The following is a 19674-nucleotide window of genomic DNA, read 5'->3' on the forward strand; positions in this document are numbered from 1 at the left end:
CCTGGCGTTTTTTAGGAAGGCAATTCATAAATTTGGATAACATTCAATAATTCAGTCACTCAATAATTAAACCATGGGTAAGTTTTTTAATGAGATAAGCCCCGCGCATCAAGAGTTTATAGCCAGGCAAAAAATGTTTTTTGTAGCCACCGCGCCGCTTAGTGCTAATGGGCATATTAATGTATCGCCGAAAGGCATGGATAGTTTTAAGGTGCTATCGCCAACAAAAGCTATTTATTTGGATATAGTTGGCAGTGGTAACGAAACATCGGCACACGTGCTGGAGAACGGCCGTATCACCCTGATGTTTTGCGCTTTTGATGGCCCACCAAATATTTTACGACTTTATGGGCAGGGCTATACCGTACTGCCCGGACATGAGGAGTGGGACGAACTATCGGCACATTTTGTTTTACCGCTGGCAACGCGCCAAATTATAGTAACCAATGTGCAGCAGGTACAAACATCGTGCGGGTTTAGCGTACCTTATTATGAATATGCCGGCGAGCGGGACCATGCCGAAAAATGGGCGCTTAACAAAGGAGCGCAAGGTTTGGAAATGTATAAGCAGGAAAAGAACCTGGTAAGTTTAGATGGACTGCCCACAGCGCTGGCTGTGGCTAATGATTGATATGAAGTATGGCTTACGACGAAAAAATAGCCGGACAGGTAAGAGCACTCATCTTTAACAGAACAGATAACGTGGAAGAGAAAACCATGTTTGGCGGCCGGTGCTTTATGGTAAATGATAAAATTTGCATCGGTGTAAAAAAGGATACCTTGCTGGTACGTATCGATCCGGAGGTGTATGATGTTGAAATAGAAAACGATGGCCGCAGCCCGATGGTGCATGCAGGCAAAGCCATTAAACCTTATTTGTTTGTTAATTTTGATGAGTTACGATCGTCTCGCGATTTGGCTTACTGGGTAAACCTCGCGCTTGATTATAACCCCAGGGCGCCTTTATCCCAGGCTAAGCAAAAAGCCGGGAAAAAAGCTGGATCATCCTAAACAAAGCAACACCCACCGGCCAGATAAAAAGAAGGCTTGCCATGTGTTTACAGGCAAGCCTTCGGCATAAATACTGTTGAGGGCTGTATTAAAATACGATCTTCCCCATTGCGGTAACCAGGGATGCAATACGCACGGCATCAAAAATGCGCTCCTCGGTAGTAGCCAGTTTAATCAGGGAATCCTCGTGCGCGTTAACGCACATTTCGCAGCCGTTAACGGCAGATATAGCCAGGCTCATCAGTTCAAAAAACTCCTTGCCTGTTACCGGTTTCATCATCAACTGCATACGGATACGCGCAGGTATCTGTGTATATTTTTCTTTTTGTGTAAAATGCCTGAAACGGTAAAATACATTGTTGGCAGCTAATAATGATGCACAGCCTGCGGCCTCGGCCACATCGGCCGCGGTAGCGCCCTGCTCTGCGGCGTAACGGGTAAAATATTGCGTTAATACGGTGTTGTTATTATTAACGGCTACGCTTAAGCCCAGTAATGCGCACTCTTTAGTGCTTAAATGTTCGGATGTAAGCGTGCTGGTAAAGTTCAGTTTCAGGTCGCGTAAATAGCGCGATTCGCCTTTTTCCAGCAGGGTAAGGCTTTCGGTACGATAGGCGGTATCCACGCCAATAGCGGTCAGTATTTCGTTAATGATCTCGGTACTTTCGTTCATAATGTTTGTAGAAGAATTTAACCACAAAGGCCACAAAGAAGGGATGCACAAAGTACACAAAGCTAAAGCTCAATATATTTTTGTGTTGCCTTTTGTTTAAGAGTGGTTATAAAAAATGGTTGTTAATTAATAACAAAGGCCACATAGAAAATACTTTGTGGCCTTTGTGTAAATCTTAGTGCACTTTGTGGTTAAATAACCACAGCGTTTAATTAAACGGTTAAAGTTTCCTGGCCTTTTTCCCAGTTGCAAGGGCAAAGTTCGTCGGTTTGTAAACCATCCAGTACACGTAAAACTTCTTTAACGTTACGGCCAACGCTCAGGTCGTTAACGCTTACCCAGCGGATGACACCCTGAGGGTCGATAATAAAAGTAGCACGGTAAGCGATCTTCTCGGTTGGTTCTAAAATACCCAGGTCTTCAGCCAATGATTTTGAAGTATCGGCCAGCATCGGGAACTTAAGATCGCGCAAATCGTCATGATCTCTTCTCCATGCAGCATGTACAAATTCCGAATCGGTAGAAGCGCCGATTAAACGGGCATCACGATCGCGAAACTCGGTATAGTTTTTATTGAACTCGGCAATCTCTGTAGGGCATACAAAAGTGAAATCTTTTGGCCACCAAAACATTACGGTCCAAACGTTATCCTCATTCACTAAAAAATCAGAAGTGATGGTTTCAAACTCTTTGCCTTTTTCAATGCTTACTACAGCTGTTTTAGAAAATGAAGGGAATTTTTGTCCTATCGTTAGCATAATGGTATATTTTATTAAGTTTTGTTACTTTATTTATTACAAAAGTACGGTTTTTGACCCTGTTTCTCCCATCGAATGTATTGATAGATTATAGATAAATACTATAATTAATATTTAAAATATAAAGGTTTCCTATTTCGATAATTGGAATTAAGCAACCTGTTAAGCCTATTGTTTTGCGGTTTTTGCAAAATTGCGATGATTCCTTTCAAAACTATTTCCCGCTTCGGTAGTTCCAAAATAAAACGGAAACGTTATGGAAATTACAGTCGATCGCAGTATGCGCCTCTGGTGGGTGTTTATTTTACGCGGATTATTGTTTGCCGGGGTAGGTGTTTATATGCTTGCTTCACCAGTTAGCGGCTACCTGGCCCTTGGTTTTATGTTTGGTTTAATTATCCTGCTAACAGGTATTGCCGAATTGCTGAGGGCTTACCAGGACCGTGGTTCGGGCAACCGGGGCTGGCATTTGTTTATTGGGTTGATAGATCTGCTGCTGGGTATTGTCCTGCTGGGCCATTTGGCTGCCAGTATGGCTATCCTGCGCATTGTTATTGGCTTTTACTTCCTGTTTAAAGGAATCACACTGCTTACTTTTCGCAAACATGGTAACCCGGCAGTGCTAATAATCGGAGGACTGGCGCTGGCACTTTTTGTAGGGATGATATGGTTCAATGCCGCCTTTGGTACCATGACCATTATCATCTGGACAGCACTGGCCTTTTTGACAACCGGCGTACTGAATATTATGCTGGGCTTAAGGATGCGGCCAAGGGGATAAAAAACAAGCAATTGTCATTGCGAGCGATAGCGCGGCAATCTCATAGGACAAGCAAGCTGGATCTGCCTATGAGATTGCCACGTCGCTGCGCTCCTCGCAATGACAAAAACTAATTATTCAAACTCTCTTTAAACAATTTATAGATCCGCTTATACTCATCGGTCCAGCTGCTGGGTTCAACAAAGCCGTGGTCTTCTACCGGGTACGATGCCAGCTCCCAGTTATCCTTATGCAACTCTATTAAACGCTGGCTTAGCCGAACAATATCCTGGTAGTTTACATTCTGATCAACCATGCCATGGCACATCAGCAACCTGCCTTTCAGGCCAGCCGCGAAGTTGATAGGCGAACTTAGTTTATATGCGTTCTCGTCATTAAAAGGCTCATTCAAAATATTAGCGGTATAACCGTGATTGTAGTGCGCCCAATCGGTTACCGAGCGTAAGCCTGCACCGGCGGCAAATACATCAGGCGCGGTAAACAGGGCCATCAGCGTCATAAAACCGCCGTACGACCCGCCGTACATGCCTACATTTTTCGGGTTAACGCCGTACTTCTCGGTCAGTAACTTTACGGCGTCAATATGGTCGGTTAAATCCTTGCCGCCCATGTGGCGATAAATGCCGGTACGGATATCGCGACCGTAACCAGCGCTGCCGGTATAGTCAATTTCAAGCACGGTATAACCGTTATCGGCCAGCATATTGTTAAACATATACTCGCGGAAATAGGAGGTGCTCCATTTGTACATCACATCCTGTAAGTAACCGGCACCATGCACAAATACCACCGCCGGATGCGATGGCAGCGGGTTGGCCGGCGTATAAACGCGGGCATAAATATCGGCCCCGCCACGGTTTTTAAAGCTGAAGATCTCGGGCGCGCGCCACGGGTACGATTTAAACTCCCCGGTTTGCGAGTTGGTTACCTGTACCGGTTTTGCGCCGGGCTTGTTGGCCTGAATATATAACTCGTAAGGTTTATTGGTATACGAATAGCGGATAGCCAGCCACTTTTCATCAGGCGACATCTCTACTTCGTTACCACCCTTCATGCTGGTTAGCTTAACGGGCGTACCGCCGGTTACCGGCATCCGGTAAAAATCGCTTACGCCGGGATGATCCATATTGGCCGAGAAATAAAAGCTTTTTTTATCGTTAGATAATTGCAGGCCGGATACCTCCCATTTGCCGCTGGTTAACTGGCTTTTTGTACCGGTTGATAGATCGATTACATAAATATGCGAGTAGCCCGTAGCCTCGCTTTGGAAATAAAAATGAGTATTATCCAGCCAACCGGTGCCGCCGCCAAAGCTGCTGATACCCGGGCCGCCTATCCATGCCTCGTCCCGCTGGCGGTCCAGCAAACTTAGTTTGCCGGTTTCCGGGTCCAGTTTCATGATCCAACGGTCTTTGTTATCCTGCGAGGTAACCACTACTACGGCGTATTTGCCGTCGCTGCTCCATGATGGGCCTTGTATGCTTACCTTACGGTCTTCGTTAGCCTTTTTGCGGGCTTCCAATTGCTGCGGATAATCCTTTACATAATCGGGCAGGTCTTTAATCCCCGGTATTTCAGCAATCGAGATCTTATACATGGTATCGCGCTGCGCATCGTATACAAATGATTCGGATGTGGATTGCGGCGCGCCCACCTTCGTACGGTTAATAATATCTTCGGTATAACCGCTGGTAGTTACATAATTGGGGACGATGCCAACTTTGCCCGGCTCGGCCGGCTGTTTGATTAAACGGTAGCTTACATAACGCGCATCCGGACTAACAGTAATACCGGTCAAGGTTTTATCCTCAACCAATAGTTCGGTCATGCGTTTACCCTGTTGCTGGCCAAAACCGCCGCCAAATCCACCGCGACGGCCGCCGCCCCCTCCGGCTCCACCCTGACGATCGGCGCTGGCGCGTTCTTTTAATACATCAAACAGGTTCATCTGTTCGTTACGCAGCCAGCGGTCCTGCTCGCTGCCGCTTTGCTGGGCCGCGCCACCGCGGCCGCCTGCTCCTTGTCCGCCGCCTTGTGCACCACCCCTGCGGCCTGCACCACCGGTTAATGTTGGCGATAATGGCAATACAGCGCCTGATGTACCACGCACAAAATTGCTCAACTGCACGGTAAGGCCGCCGTTTAAGGTTACAGCGTAATAGTTATCACCTTTTAAATAAAGTACTTTGCTTTCATCGGCGCTGAATGATGCATTGCTTTCACGATCGACCGTGGCGGTTAGTTGTGTTTCCTTTTTTGTTTTGGCATCCAGTATGTAAATGTCGCCGGTTTTTTCTATTAATCTTAGCGTATGTTTTTTGTTCCATTCGCCTATTGTTGGGGTCATGGTGCGGCGCTCTTCCGGGCTTACCAGTTTGGGTTTAATATCTTCCGGCGTGATCACGTATTGGGCGTCGCGGCCTTTATTTTCGGGGTTCCAGGTAAAGTATATTTTTTTGCTGTCTTCGCTCCAGCTTACATTGGTGGGTTGGGTGCCCATCCATTTGGGGTCGCGCATAATGTTCTCAACGGTCAGTTTTTCCAGCTTTTGGGCCGATGCCGCATACCAGCAACCGCTAATAAATAATAGGGTAAAGATTTTTTTCATGAAAAGGGATTAATCAGATGCAATTTAGCATTTTGCCACATATTAAATTTTAAGGAACTTTATTGTTACAAAATGGAAGCGGGTGATTTCGAAAGCCGGAATGCCAATTGCGAAATGACAAGAATAAACTAAAATGGAACTGGTTGATTTCGGAGGTCGAAATGCCAATTGCGAAATGAAAATGATAAACAAAATGGAACTAAAAGGCAATGGCTTCATACTCCGCGGTTGGTATCCAAGTGATGCGGCATCATTACAGCGGAATGCGGACAATAAAAACATATCCGATTTTTTATTAGACAGATTTCCGTCGCCCTACACTATAGAAGCCGCCGAAGCCTGGATTAATCACTGGCAAAACCAGGATCCGGTTATCAACTTCGCGATAGCTATAGGCGATGAAGTGGTAGGGGCATTGGCTTTGAATTCCGTCAGGATGTATACCGTAAAACCCCGCTAATGGGTTATTGGCTGGCCGAACATTATTGGGGTAAAGGTATGATGCCGCAGGCCGTAAAATTAGTAACCGATTACGCCTTTGCTCATTTAGATGTGATGTGTATCGTGGCTTTTGTACTCAGCAAAAACCCGGCAAGCATGCGGGTGATGGAAAAAACGGGGTTTACTAAACAGGGTATTATTCAAAAATCGGTTATTAAAAATGGGGAAGTGCTGGATGAGCATATTTATGGTCTGAACCGGGATTAAGTTTTGTCATTGCGAGCGATAGCGCGGCAATCTCGTCGTATGCAGAGCAAACTACGGGATTGCCACGTCGCCCTCTCTCGCATTCCCACGCTGCTCCTCGCAATGACAACAAGGGCGATAATCATGGTCAAAACTTCTTCACGGTCTCCGTTATATGCGCCAAATGATGCTCCCCATGCCAGGCATACATGCCGATGATCTTTTTCAAAGGCGATGTTTCCCCAGATGCAGGATGGGTAAAGGTGCGGTTCAAATCATCTTCATTAAAGCTTTCAAATAAAGCTACCATATGCTGATGGATCCCGTCCAGCATTTTCAGGGACGATTCTATCGGCAGTTTATAATCGGCCAGCAGGGCAAAGCCGGCTTCGTCATAGGGTTTAATGGTGGGGTTATTCTCGGTCATAGCCCATTTAAAGCGCATTAAGCTATTCATGTGGCTGTCGGCGATGTGGTGCACCACTTGCCTGATGGTCCAGCCGCCGGTGCGGTAGGGTGTGTTCAGTTGCACTTCGGTAAGGCCCATCGTAGCCTGGCGTACTTTGCCGGGGATGGCCGCAATGCTGGCTATCCAGTTGGTAATAGTTCCGGCAGGGTAGGATAAGGGCGCTTCAAATTTCCCTATCGGGTAGCGCATTTGTTCGTCTGTTAACATGTTAAAAGTTTAGTGCAGGGTGTTTGGTATGGAAATCGGTGGCGTTTTGGTAAATGCCTGCTGCCTGCAGCAATTTGCCCTCGCCAAAAAGCTGGCCCATAAAGGTAATACTTAGCGGGCGGCCGCGCTGGTTAAAGCCGTTGGGCAAAACTACGCAGGGATTGCCGGTCAGGTTGGTGAGGTTCAGGTTCAGGTTACCGAATGATGGGGTGATATACAGATCCAGGCCTTTCAGCTTTTCGTACCATTGCTGTATAGCCAAAGTACGCACGCGGTTGGCCTGCACATATTCAACAGCAGGGATAAAGTGCGACGAGCGGAAAGTATTTGGCCAGGCATTTCTGCCCTGCAATATCATCCCGTCCATTTTATGCTCCAGTACTAAATCCTGAAAGGCGGCTGCACCTTCAGCATCTAAAATGATGGTCATCGAACTGATGGGTAGTTTAGGATACTCTATCGGGATCAGTTCCGCACCCAACTCCCGCAATTTGGCTAAAGTAAGCGAATCGCTCGCCTGGTTTTGCGATTTGCGTTCAAAGTCTGTTTTGGTATAACCAATTTTATAGCCTTTCAAACTTTTGCCTGTGCCGTTGTAATTAAAAGTAGCCGCAATAGTACTTAAATCGTTAGGGTCGGTACCTTGTATGGCGTTAAACACAATGGCGGCATCTTCCACACTGCGGGCGATGGGGCCCAGTTTATCCATGCTCCAGCTTAAAGCCATTGCGCCGTATTTGCTTACGCGGCCAAATGATGGGCGCAAACCCGTATCGCCGCATTCGCTGGATGGTGATACGATAGACCCTAAAGTTTCAGACCCGATGGCAAAAGGCAAGCAGCCCGCGCTCACGGCCGATGCCGGCCCGGCTGACGATCCACTGGAGCCACGGGTAATATCCCAGGGGTTTTTTGTTTTCCCGCCAAACCACACATCCCCCTGGGCCAGTTCGCCTAAGGTTAGTTTGGCACACATTACAGCCCCGGCGGCTTCCAGCTTAGTAATTACGGTGGCATCTACATCCAGTTTCTGATCTTTATAGGGTACCGAACCAAAAGTGGTTTTATAATCCTTTTGCGCCAGCAGATCTTTCACACCATAAGGGATACCATGCAACACGCCTTTGTAGTGCCCGCTTTGTATTTCCTGGTCGGCTTTGGCGGCTTGCTTTAAAGCGTATTCATCGGTAAGTGTCACCATAAACAGCAGTTTGCTGTTGTATTTTTTCAGGCGGTCGATAAAGAACTGTGTTAGTTCAACCGAAGTGATCTGCTTGGTCCGGATCAGTTCGGCCAGTTGGCGGATGGTATAAAACGCCAGTTCGTTTTTATCGGCCGGCAACTTCAATTTGGCAGCTTTAGCCAATACAAATCCGTTCGTTTTATCCGGCGAAACAAAACCTATCGGTACGGGGTTAAAGTTAAGTGCGGGCACAACGCTATTGGGCATTTTTACCTGGCGCAGCCTTTCATAATTGATGTTCCATTGGTTCAGGTTGTTCAGCATCGAATCAGACTGGGCCGGGCTAAAATCGATATTGAATATTTTAGAAGCTTCCTGCACCATGGATACGGTAATAGGCATCCGTTCCAGCGATTTGGTAACAAATGCTCCTAAAACAAAGCTTAACCCACTTATTGCAAAAATTGTAACGTACTTTAGGGTATTATTTTTCATGCTGCATAATGCTTTGCCCTAATTTAGCGTTTTGTATTTGTTTATTTAAAATCATGCTAAAAAAGTTACTGATACTATTATTACTGGCCCCTTTTTCGGCCGCTTTTGCCGAAACAATTAAAACCGATGTATTGGTAGTTGGCGGTAGCGCAAGCGGAGTAGCGGCGGCTATCCAGAGCGCGCGCAGCGGCACTAATGGTAAAATAAAAACACTGTTAATTGAAAGCGGCCCCTGGTTGGGCGGCGAAATGACCGCAGGCGGCATGTGCATACTGGACGCTAACCGTAGCCTTTCGGCAGGTATATGGGGCGAGTTTAGGAAGCGTGTCCGCGATTTTTATAAGCGCACGCCCGGTTATGATACCAGCGCTACCGCCCCGCTGCGGTTTGAGCCATATACCGGCGCGGCCATCCTGAAAAAGTTATGTGATACCGTAAAAAACCTAACCGTACGCTTTAACACGCAGTTTACGGATATTAAAAAAGACGGCAACGGCTGGGAAGTAAGCGTTGTACTGAATGGCAAACCGGTAACCATTAAAGCAAAAGCGGTGGTTGATGCTACCCAATTATCGGAAGTAGCCGCGAAGGCCGGTGTGCAATTTAAAACCGGGTTTGATAGTAAACAGGAAACCGGCGAAGCCCTTGCACCTGATAAACCTTTGCCTATTATTGAAGACATTACCTGGGTAGCCGTGGTAAAAGAGTTTGAAAAGAACACCATTTACCTGATGGCGAAGCCCGAGGGGTACGACCCGGCACGGTACGTAAACCTGAAAGGCAAGGACATTAAAAAAATGCTGGAGGCTGGCCGTTTGCCTAACGATAAATACATGATAAAATGGACGGAGAACGCCTATGGCGTAACCGTTGATCAGTTAAGCCCGGAGAAACGCGATGCTTATTATAAATCGGTAAGGCTGCATACCCTCGGGTTGGTTTATTACCTGCAAACCGAACTAGGCTTTAGAAACATTGGTATAGATGATCATGAGTTTGGCTCGCCTGATCATTTACCTTATATCCCTTACATGCGCGAATACCGCCGGGCTAAAGGACAAACCCGCATGACCCTGAACGAGATCTACACCCCCTACGCCAATACCTTATACCGCACCTCCATTGCTTTTGGCGATGCCGGTTTTGGCCAGCATTATGCCGACCCGGACGCGCCCAAAACTAACTATCCGCCCTTGCCGGCTTATACTATTCCGCTTGGAACGGTGTTGCCAGGCAATACCGTTAACCTGATTGTGACCGAAAAGGGGATGAGCACAACTCACCTGGTTAACGCCAGTACCTTTTACCCATCGGTACAAATGGCCATAGGTCAGGGCGCCGGCGCTACAGCAGCGTACTGCGCATTTTTTTGGGATTATGAAAGGAGTACTAAAAATGTAGAGGTGCGCGTAGTACAAACCGAGATACTGGATTATAAAGGCATGCTGTATCCTTATGCGGATATCCCCACTACCGATAAATACTTCCGTTCGATACAACAGGTTACGGCAACGGGGCTGTTAAGACAGATCCACCAGTCTAACGGTAAGGGCGTGCAAGTACTGTTTAAACCCGATAGTACGGTAGCTACCGCTGATATTAAACCTGTTTTATTAGAGATATTTACCCGTGCCTTTATCTGGTTCACCAAAAACAAACCGGGCGAAGTTTTCACCGTTGGAGACCTGTTATCCTATATCAGCGATTATACGCTTACCGAGCCTAAAATCCTGCAACTTAACCTTAAAAAGCAATGGCAGGAAACCTATAAATTTAAACAGCCTTTCGATTCGCAGCGCCCCGTAACCCGTTACGAGTTTGCAGTGCTGGTAAATAAATACCTGAACCCCTATTCTACTAAAGTGGATATTACGGGCAGGGTGGTGAATTAAGCTCCAGCCTATAAAGAGTAATAGCCCAGGAATAGGCATTTCGGATATGAATTTATAAGGGTAGTCCCCGCTGGGGACAATTTCATTCTTTTTTCATCGTGCTACAAACAGGTAGTCCCTCTGGGACACAGAAGTTGTAGCGGATTGGATAAGTCAGGTACTATGTCCCAGAGGGACTACCTGTTTGTAGAAAACCCAATAGAAACTATAATGCCCCGGCCAGGGGCTACCCTAAATGTGATGGGCTATTACCCTATAAAGGGGGGGATAAAGCAAAGGAAATATTTATCCATAGTATTATCCAACAAAAAAGGAGCATCCATTAGGGTGCTCCTTTTTTGTTTATTGTAATATACGATTACCAGAACCTGATATAAAGGGCTGCAAGTAATAATAAGGTCACTACAATCAGTGCCAATGTGCGTGGGTCAACCTTAAACATACCCTTGTCTAACACAAATGATTTCGGATTGATCTTCGGTCCGGCAAGGCTCACCAGTATAATAGCAATCATGGTGAACAGGAACGATAAGCCCATACAGATCAGGAACGGAATTTCGTATATACCATCTTTGTTAAGGAAGGCCGTATACAGGAACGTTTCATTGCCAAATAGTTTTGGTGCAAAATTGTTAAACAACACCGACATGGCAAAGCCTGTCAAAATACCTACGATAGCACCTGCGCCTGTAGTACGTTTCCAGAAGAAACCAAGAATGAATATGGCAAATATACCCGGACTGATAAAGCCGGTATATTTTTGGATAAAGGTGAAACCACCCTCGCCGCCAATGCCCAAAGTATCGCTCCAGGTTAGGCCAATGGAAATAACCAAACATAAAGCGATGATCCATTTACCCATATTCACCATGCCTGCTTCGTCGGCATCCTTTTTAATGTATTTTTTGTAGATATCCATGGTGAAAATGGTGGATATACTGTTAGCCTTACCCGCCAAAGAAGCTACTATAGCAGCCGTTAACGCGGCAACAGAAAGGCCTTTTAAACCATTAGGTAAAAATCCAAGTACAGCCGAATAAGAGTTATCGGCATTTAAATGGCCACCTGCAGTCATTTCATTTTGCAAACCGCCGTTTTTATAGATTACATAAGCGGCAATACCCGGCAGGATCACAATAACCGGCATAGCCAGTTTCATTAAACCTGCAAATAAAATACCGGTACGGGCAGTTTTAATATCCGAACCTAAAGCCCTTTGGGTGATGTATTGGTTACAGCCCCAATAGTTAAGGTTAACTATCCACTGGCCGGCAAAATACATGGCAATGCCCGGTAACAATAAATACTTGTTTACATACTCCTGCGAGTCGCCAGGTTTAGGTTTAGCCAGTATCATGTGGAAGTGATCGGGAGAATCTTTGAGCATGGCTTTAAAACCGGCAATAGCATCTTTGCCTAAGCCAAAATGCTCGCTTACCAGCGTTAAGGCAATATAAGTGGTAGCCAGGCCGCCTATTACCAATACTAATACCTGTATAACGTCGGTATAGCCAATTACCTTCATGCCACCCAATGCGATAGCTAATGCAAAAACAGCTAACGCGATAATAATAATGTGCAACATGTTTACACCGCCGCCAAGCAAGCTGCTGATAGCTACGGCACCGAGATATAAAATAGAAGTTAAGTTAACGAAAACATAAAGAAACAACCAGAAAATGGCCATAATTAAACTCACCGTTTTGTTATACCGCGTTTCTAAAAACTGCGGCATGGTGAAGATCTTGTTTTTGAGATATACCGGTATAAACCACACGGCCACAACAATAAGCGCTATAGCGGCTATCCACTCATAGGCTGCTACGGCCACACCTACGGTAAAGCCTTGCCCGCTGGCACCAATAAATTGCTCGGCAGATATGTTAGATGCGATCAGCGAGGCGCCAATAGCCCACCAGGTAAGCGAACCTTCGGCCAGGAAAAAATCATGACTGCCGGATACGGCCTTTTTGTTCCTTTTGCGGTACACCATGTAGCCATACGTCGATACGATCACAAAATAGATCAGGAATATGACGTAATCAATAGTTGTAAATTTATTCATAATGACATTTAAGATTTATATAATTGGTTTATTTGATTGCAAAGGGTTTATTAGTGTACGAATGACAATTATAATGGATTATTTGTGGTTTATCAAATTTTGAGATGCTAAATGTAAACTATATTTTAAATATTACAAATAAGCCGTTTAAATAAATTGCAATCGATTGTTTTTTTGTAATAAAACATACGGATAGGTCATAAAAAAAGCGGCACATGGCCGCTTTTTAGAAAAATAACAGGGAGTTTATAGGATAAACTTGGTACTCAAAAAGTTCGAATCGCTATCGTTTACGATCTCATTGATCAGGTGTTTGTTAGCCTCGTTCATTTTGGTAGCCACTAATGACCGGATAGAGAACGCGCGCAAGGCATCGTTAACTGATAAGGTACCCTCGGCACTGTCCTTGCGGCCGGTGAAAGGGAACACATCCGGGCCACGCTGGCATTGGGCGTTAATGTTTACACGGCTCACCAGGTTCACAAACGGATCTATCAGCGCGGCCAGTTCTTTCGGGTCGTTACTGAAAAGACTTACCTGCATACCATGCGGCGAATCGATCTGGTATTTGATCGGCTCTTCTATCGATTCAAAAGGGATCACCGGGATCACCGGGCCAAACTGCTCTTCGCGGTAAAGCTTCATTTTCTCGTTAACCGGGTAAACCACGGCCGGGAAAAAGAACGATCCGGCAGTTGCGCCACCGTTTTCGTTAATCACTTTGGCGCCATGGGCTATGGCATCATCAATACACTCTTTTAAATAGGCCGGTTTGCCGGGTTCGGTAACCGGGGTAAGGTTTACACCTTTGGTCCACGGCAGGCCGGGTTGCAATTTAGATACTGCTTCGCTTAACAGGGTGTTAAACTCGTCGGCTACTTCCTTATGTACAAATATTAATTTAATAGCGGTACAACGCTGTCCGTTGAACGATAATGCGCCTAAAATACACTCGCTTACAGCCAGCTTTAAATCGGCGTTTTTAGTTACGATGGCTGCGTTCTTAGCATCCAAACTTAAAACAGCACGCAGGCGGTTCAGTTTAGGGTGGGCTTTCTTTAAGTCGTTAGCCACCTTGCTCGATCCGATAAAGGCCAGCACATTAATTTTACCGGTTTGCATTAAGCCCGGGGTTACGCTTGCACCACGGCCGTAAACCGTATTCACTACCCCCTTAGGGAACGATTCCTGGAAGGCTTTCAGTAATGGATAGTGTAAAAGCGTACCATGCTTAGGTGGTTTAAAAAGCAGGGTGTTACCCATAATAATAGCGGGTATCAGCGTAGTAAAGGTTTCGTTTAACGGATAGTTGAACGGGCCCATACAAAGCACCACACCCAGCGGCGAGCGGCGGATCTGCGCCACAACACCCTCGGCTATTTCAAACCGTGATGATTGGCGATCGATATCCTTCAGCGCATCTATAGTAGCGGTAATATATTCAACGGTACGGTCAAATTCCTTGGTCGAATCGGCCAGGGATTTACCGATTTCCCACATGATCAGTTTGATCACCAGGTCGCGCTGCTCCAGCATCTTGTAAACAAAATGGTCCATGCATTTAATGCGGTCGCCCACACTCATGGTAGGCCATTCGCCGCGGCCGTTATCATAAGCGGCTATAGCGGCATCAAGCGCTTCGTTAGCCTCTTTTTCGGTACCGATAGGATAAGTGCCTATCAGTTTACGTTTTAAACCATCGGGGGTGGGCACCATAATGGGCGAATAAACTTCGCTAACCGGGCCGTCCCATTTTTTCATTTCGCCATTGCTTAAGTATTCGCGCTGATGGACTTCCTCTATCCGGTACTGTTCCGGTATTTGGCCCTCATCCAAAAACAACGCGCTGAGCTGGTCTTGAAAACTCGTCATTGAAAAATATTGTTTAGTTTGAAAAAAATGCCTTAGTGTATCAAGGCTGTGACCAAAGAAAGCGATTTTAAAGCAAATAAACTATAACCCGGCCAACATTATCCGAAAATTAATGAAGTTTTAATGAAGACTTTAAACCCGGTAAGTTTTTTTGAGTCAATTACACAATTTTATTATGGAAATTCGTTTTACAATAAAATTTAAGATCATGAAAAGGGCATTTACAAGCATTTCCGGCTTATTGCTTGCCGGGTGTTTAATTTTAGTTTTAGCAGATACGGCCAGCGCGCAACGCGGCCGCGGCGGCTTTGGTGGCAGGGGTAGTGTGCATGTGGGTATTGGCAGGCCGGGGTTCGGCTTTGGTTTTGGCGGCCCGCGTTTAAGTTTTGGGCTGGGCTATTATCGCCCATACTATGCTTACCCGCGTATAGGTTTCTTTATTAATGCCTTACCTTACGGATACTATCCGTTCTGGTACGGGGCCGACCAGTATTTTTATTACGGAGGTACGTTTTACCGCCCATTAAACAATGGGTATGAGATAGCTGCCCCGCCAATAGGCGCCGCTGTACCGCAAATACCATCAAACGCGCATCCTATTCTGATAGACGGGCAGCAGTATTACGAGATGAACGGTGTTTACTATAAAGAAGGTGTGGATGAGAAAGGCAAAAAAGTATTCATCGTATCGGGTAAGGACGGTGTTTTAAATACAGATAATGCCGCGCAACCGGCCGACCAGCATATCCCGCAGGTGGGCGACGTTGTTAGCCAGCTGCCTGATGGTTGCCGCAAGATCACACTGAACAGCAAAACCTATTATGTATCTGCTGATGATATTTACTACGAGGAAGTAACCGACACCAATAAAAACGTTACCTACCGCATTGCCAGCGTGCCCGAAAACGAAGCGCCGGTTAAACCATAATATCCAGAAATCAACATATATAATGGAAAGGGGTGTACAGATGTGCATCCCTTTTTTATGGCACCCCTCCCAACCCTCCCCGAGAGGGGAGGGCTTTTGATTTTTGTTTTAGAACCCTCTCCTTTGGAGAGGGCAGGGTGAGGTGTTAAACCCTATATTCCTCCCAACAAAATAACTCTCCGGTATTTCGACAAAATAATTGAATACTTTGACAATCGGGCGGGCTTATTATCGGCTAATCTTTTACTTAATTTGAAATTGTATAACAGCCAATATTATCAGCTACCTTTATTATTAAAAAAACATGTTTGATCTGAGCGGAAGAACTGCCGTAGTTACCGGCGGTGGCAGTGGCATTGGCCGTGCCGCGGCTATATTATTTGCTAAGCAAGGCGCTATCAGCCATATTCTTGATTTAAATGAGATACAGGCCACCGAAGTTGTTGAAGAAATAAAACAAGCCGGGGGCCAGGCTGTGGCACATGTTTGCGATGTAAGTAACCGTGCACAGGTAGAAAAAGTATTAACAGCCATTGGCACTATCAACATCCTGGTAAATAATGCCGGGATAGCCCATGTAGGTAAAGCTGATAATACCAGTGAAGAGGATTTTGACCGGGTGTTCCGCATTAACGTAAAAGGCGTTTATAACTGCCTGCATACCGCTTTGCCCATGATGGTGAAAAACGGCGGCGGCGTGGTACTTAACCTGTCGTCCATCGGCGCGGTGGTAGGTATAGCCGACAGGTTTGCTTACTCTATGAGCAAGGGCGCTGTACAGGCCATGACCTTATCCGTAGCGCGCGATTATATCCATGATAACATCCGTTGTAATTGCATTTGCCCCGCCCGTGTGCATACCCCTTTTGTTGATGGCTTTATTGCCAAAAACTACCCGGGGCAGGAGAAGGAAGTGTTTGAGAAATTATCCAAATCGCAGCCGATTGGCCGGATGGGTAACACCGAAGAGATTGCTACCCTTATCTTATATTTATGTTCGGATGAGGCCTCATTTATTACCGGCTGCGATTACCATATCGACGGCGGATTTATTAAATTGAATAATTAAGATGCTGAAAAAACTCTTTCTGATAGCCGCGCTGGTTGGCGCCGTGAGAGCAAATGCTCAAAACTATGTGCCAACGGCGGATAACCTGGCCCAGCGCGAGAAATTTCAGGACATGAAATTCGGGCTGTTTATCCATTGGGGCATCTACAGTGAACTGGGTGCCGGAGAGTGGGTGATGAACCAAAAGAGCATTCCCTATGATAGCTATAAACGCCTGGCCGACTTTTTTAACCCACAGGCTTTTAACGCGCACGATTGGGTTCAGTTTGCCAAGCGCGCGGGTATGAAATACATTACGGTTACCTCGCGGCATCATGATGGATTTAGCATGTTTGGCACCAAGGCATCGCCTTATAATATTGTTGATGCAACCCCTTATCATAAAGACCCGATGATGGAACTGGCGCAGGAATGTGTAAAGGAAGGGATTGAGCTGCATTTTTATTATTCGCTGCTGGATTGGGGCCGTAAAGATTACGCCTATGGCAGCCCGATAGTTAACGGCAAACCAAGCAAAGGCGATTGGGATAGTTATATAAACTTTATGAAAACGCAGCTTACCGAGCTGATTACCCGGTACCCCGGCGTAAAAGGTATTTGGTTTGACGGCCACTGGGAGCGCACCAAGGCCGACTGGCACTATAACGAAATATATGGGTTGATCCATAAATTAAACCCCGCTATTATGGTAGGCAATAACCATCATCTGGAACCTATGGATGGCGAAGACTTCCAGATGTTTGAAAAAGATTTACCGGGTGGTAATACAGCGGGTTTTAGTGGACAATCAAAAATAGGTGCACTACCGTTAGAAACCTGCGAAACCATTAATAACAGCTGGGGATTTAACATTACCGACAGAAGCTTTAAATCATCCAAACAAATTATCCATTACCTGGTGAATGCGGCCGGGCGCAACGCCAATTTTTTATTGAATATAGGCCCTATGCCTAACGGAAAGATCCAGCCGGAATTTACCGATACCCTGGCTATTGTGGGTGCTTGGGTAAACAAAAACGCTGAAAGCATTTACGGTACCAGGGGCAGCAATATCCCCCCGCAGCCATGGGGTGTGGTAACGCAAAAAAACAAAACCATGTATGTGCATGTAGTAAACAAACCCGGCCAGCCATACCTGTTTATTCCGCAATTAACAGGCAAGGTTACTAAAGCTAACTTATTGGCCGATGGCAGTGTTGTGAAGTTTAAGCAACAGCCCGAAGGTGTATTTATATACCTGGATAATATAGCAACCGACCCTAACGATACCATTATTAAACTAACAACTAATTAATACGCATGAAATTAATACGATACGGACAAGCAGGCCAGGAAAAAACAGGGGTGATCATAGACGATGTGAAGTATGATACGTCGGCCTTTGGCGGCGATTATAATGAGCAGTTTTTTGAGGATAACGGCCTGGCGCGCCTGGAAGAGTTTGTAAAAGCCAACCAGGGGAAGCTGATCCGCGTTAGTGATAACGAGCGTTTGGGAAGCCCCATCGCCCGACCGTCTAAAATTGTTTGTATCGGCCTTAACTATGCCGACCATGCGCATGAAACCAACGCCCCCCTGCCGCCCGAGCCGGTTATCTTTATGAAAAGCACTACATCGCTTACAGGGCCTAACGATAACATCGTGATCCCCAAAAACTCGGTTAAAACGGATTGGGAAGTGGAGCTGGCTTTTGTAATTGGTAAAAAAGCAAGTTACGTGGATGAAGCCGACGCCGCTGATTATATAGCCGGCTATGTTTTGCATAATGATGTATCCGAACGCGAATTTCAGTTAGAGCGTAATGGTACCTGGGACAAAGGCAAAGGTTGCGATACCTTTGCGCCGATGGGGCCGTTTTTGGCAACGCCGGATGAAATTGCCGACGTAGATAACCTGAAACTATGGTTAACCGTTAACGGGCAGCCCATGCAAAACGGAACTACCGCAAATTTTATATTTAAGATACCATACCTTATACACTACGTAAGTCAGTTTATGACCCTGCTGCCGGGCGATGTTATTTCTACCGGTACCCCAGCGGGCGTTGGCCTGGGCTTTAAACCGCCTGTTTATTTAAAAGCAGGCGATGTGGTTGAATTAGGTATCGACGGATTAGGCACATCAAAACAATTATTAGTACCGTATGCTAAAAATTGATGCGCATCAGCACTTCTGGGTTTTCGACCCGGTGAGAGACAGTTGGATCAATGAGGAGATGCGTTCGATTCAGCGTGATTTCTTGCCGGGCGACCTGGAATTTGTGCTTAAACAAAATGGCATAAATGGCTGCATAGCCGTCCAGGCCGATCAAAGCGAAGAACAGAACGCTTTTTTACTGCAGCTGACCGAGGGTAATGATTTTATAAAAGGCATTGTTGGCTGGGTTGACCTGCGTGCCGGCAATGTAGAAGAACGCCTGGAGTTTTACAGTCACACTAAGCTAATGAAGGGTTTCCGGCATGTATTGCAGGGCGAACCTAACCGGGCGCTGATGTTGGAGCCCGATTTTAAACGTGGTATTGGCCTGCTGCACAAATACGGGTTTACTTATGATATCCTGATCTTTCCGGATCAGCTGAAATATGCGGATAAACTGGCAAAGGAATTTCCCCAGCAAAAATTTGTGCTCGACCATATCGCCAAGCCGGATATTAAAGGCGGGAAAATAGATAGCTGGGCGGCTGAAATAGAACTGCTGGCTACTAATAAAAACGTATGCTGCAAGGTATCGGGCATGGTTACCGAGGCCGACTGGCATAACTGGGACAACGATACTTTTACCAGATACCTGGATGTAGTATTTAATGCCTTTGGTACAGGCCGCGTCATGTTCGGTTCGGATTGGCCGGTTTGCCTGGTAGCTGCAGATTATACCGCTATGAAAGCCATAGTAGAAACGTACACGCAGCAATTTAGGGCTGATGAGCAAGAAATGATATTCGGCGGAAACGCAACTAACTTTTATAACCTATAATT

The 19674-nt window shown here is 46.0% G+C and carries 18 protein-coding genes; 11 read left to right on the forward strand and 7 right to left on the reverse strand.

Annotated elements, in window-relative coordinates; translation table 11 throughout:
- Positions 1 to 73: 73 nt before the first annotated feature.
- Positions 74 to 631: a pyridoxamine 5'-phosphate oxidase family protein gene (locus AC07M6_RS17425; protein ID WP_494891596.1), complete on the forward strand. Its 558-nt coding sequence runs from the start codon at positions 74 to 76 to the stop codon at positions 629 to 631.
- Between the two features lie 8 nt (positions 632 to 639).
- Positions 640 to 1011 (forward strand): TfoX/Sxy family protein, encoded by a 372-nt coding sequence (locus AC07M6_RS17430; protein ID WP_494891598.1) that lies wholly within the window; start codon positions 640 to 642, stop codon positions 1009 to 1011.
- An 88-nt stretch (positions 1012 to 1099) separates the two neighbouring features.
- On the opposite strand, the gene AC07M6_RS17435 is transcribed toward AC07M6_RS17430, so the two are convergent.
- Together AC07M6_RS17435 and AC07M6_RS17440 are read right to left on the reverse strand one after the other, a co-directional pair.
- On the reverse strand, positions 1100 to 1684 hold the full coding sequence (locus tag AC07M6_RS17435) for a carboxymuconolactone decarboxylase family protein (RefSeq protein WP_494891600.1): 585 nt from the start codon (positions 1682 to 1684) through the stop codon (positions 1100 to 1102).
- Between the two features lie 212 nt (positions 1685 to 1896).
- Positions 1897 to 2442 (reverse strand): peroxiredoxin, encoded by a 546-nt coding sequence (locus tag AC07M6_RS17440; RefSeq protein ID WP_494891602.1) that lies wholly within the window; start codon positions 2440 to 2442, stop codon positions 1897 to 1899.
- Positions 2443 to 2698: 256 nt separating this feature from the next.
- Between AC07M6_RS17440 and AC07M6_RS17445 the strand changes: the two genes are divergently transcribed.
- Entirely contained in the window at positions 2699 to 3223 is a 525-nt protein-coding gene (locus AC07M6_RS17445; RefSeq protein WP_494891604.1) for an HdeD family acid-resistance protein, read from the forward strand.
- Between the two features lie 109 nt (positions 3224 to 3332).
- Here AC07M6_RS17445 and AC07M6_RS17450 read toward each other — a convergent pair whose 3' ends face one another.
- A complete protein-coding gene (locus AC07M6_RS17450) occupies positions 3333 to 5831 on the reverse strand; it encodes a S9 family peptidase (RefSeq protein ID WP_494891605.1) in 2499 nt (832 codons plus the stop codon).
- 175 nt (positions 5832 to 6006) lie between these two features.
- Between AC07M6_RS17450 and AC07M6_RS17455 the strand changes: the two genes are divergently transcribed.
- Together AC07M6_RS17455 and AC07M6_RS17460 are read left to right on the forward strand one after the other, a co-directional pair.
- Complete coding sequence (locus tag AC07M6_RS17455; RefSeq protein WP_494891606.1) at positions 6007 to 6291, forward strand: GNAT family N-acetyltransferase; 285 nt, start codon at positions 6007 to 6009, stop codon at positions 6289 to 6291.
- Positions 6291 to 6539, forward strand: coding sequence for a GNAT family N-acetyltransferase (locus AC07M6_RS17460; protein ID WP_494891607.1), 249 nt, complete (start codon positions 6291 to 6293; stop codon positions 6537 to 6539). The genes AC07M6_RS17455 and AC07M6_RS17460 overlap by 1 nt, the downstream gene beginning before the upstream one ends.
- Before the next feature lie 127 nt (positions 6540 to 6666).
- On the opposite strand, the gene AC07M6_RS17465 is transcribed toward AC07M6_RS17460, so the two are convergent.
- The gene (locus AC07M6_RS17465) at positions 6667 to 7194 is read right to left on the reverse strand and encodes a YfiT family bacillithiol transferase (protein ID WP_494891609.1); all 528 of its coding nucleotides are present in this window, start codon (positions 7192 to 7194) and stop codon (positions 6667 to 6669) included.
- Between the two features lies 1 nt (position 7195).
- Positions 7196 to 8872, reverse strand: coding sequence for an amidase (locus AC07M6_RS17470; protein WP_494891610.1), 1677 nt, complete (start codon positions 8870 to 8872; stop codon positions 7196 to 7198).
- A gap of 53 nt (positions 8873 to 8925) precedes the next feature.
- Here AC07M6_RS17470 and AC07M6_RS17475 point away from each other — a divergent pair, with 53 nt between their 5' ends.
- Positions 8926 to 10764 carry an FAD-dependent oxidoreductase gene (locus tag AC07M6_RS17475; RefSeq protein ID WP_494891611.1) on the forward strand — a complete coding sequence of 613 codons (1839 nt, stop codon included), beginning with the start codon at positions 8926 to 8928 and terminating at the stop codon, positions 10762 to 10764.
- A gap of 358 nt (positions 10765 to 11122) precedes the next feature.
- Here the strand turns inward: AC07M6_RS17475 and AC07M6_RS17480 are convergent, their stop codons facing one another.
- Complete coding sequence (locus tag AC07M6_RS17480; protein ID WP_494891612.1) at positions 11123 to 12829, reverse strand: sodium:solute symporter family transporter; 1707 nt, start codon at positions 12827 to 12829, stop codon at positions 11123 to 11125.
- A 246-nt stretch (positions 12830 to 13075) separates the two neighbouring features.
- The gene (locus AC07M6_RS17485; protein WP_494891614.1) at positions 13076 to 14701 is read right to left on the reverse strand and encodes an NADP-dependent glyceraldehyde-3-phosphate dehydrogenase; all 1626 of its coding nucleotides are present in this window, start codon (positions 14699 to 14701) and stop codon (positions 13076 to 13078) included.
- Positions 14702 to 14909: 208 nt separating this feature from the next.
- On the opposite strand from AC07M6_RS17485, the gene AC07M6_RS17490 reads away from it, so the two are divergent.
- The 5 genes from AC07M6_RS17490 (at position 14910) to AC07M6_RS17510 (ending at position 19672) form a co-directional block, all read left to right on the forward strand.
- Complete coding sequence (locus AC07M6_RS17490) at positions 14910 to 15629, forward strand: DUF6515 family protein (protein ID WP_494891617.1); 720 nt, start codon at positions 14910 to 14912, stop codon at positions 15627 to 15629.
- A gap of 304 nt (positions 15630 to 15933) precedes the next feature.
- Positions 15934 to 16698, forward strand: coding sequence for an SDR family NAD(P)-dependent oxidoreductase (locus AC07M6_RS17495; protein WP_494891619.1), 765 nt, complete (start codon positions 15934 to 15936; stop codon positions 16696 to 16698).
- Position 16699: 1 nt separating this feature from the next.
- Positions 16700 to 17992, forward strand: a complete 1293-nt coding sequence (locus AC07M6_RS17500; protein WP_494891621.1) for an alpha-L-fucosidase — start codon at positions 16700 to 16702, stop codon at positions 17990 to 17992.
- 5 nt (positions 17993 to 17997) lie between these two features.
- Positions 17998 to 18855, forward strand: coding sequence for a fumarylacetoacetate hydrolase family protein (locus AC07M6_RS17505; RefSeq protein ID WP_494891623.1), 858 nt, complete (start codon positions 17998 to 18000; stop codon positions 18853 to 18855).
- Complete coding sequence (locus tag AC07M6_RS17510; protein WP_494891625.1) at positions 18842 to 19672, forward strand: amidohydrolase family protein; 831 nt, start codon at positions 18842 to 18844, stop codon at positions 19670 to 19672. The genes AC07M6_RS17505 and AC07M6_RS17510 overlap by 14 nt, the downstream gene beginning before the upstream one ends.
- Positions 19673 to 19674 lie beyond the last annotated feature (2 nt).

The sequence above is a fragment of the Mucilaginibacter sp. GW821-FHT07H05 genome, assembly GCF_059418485.1.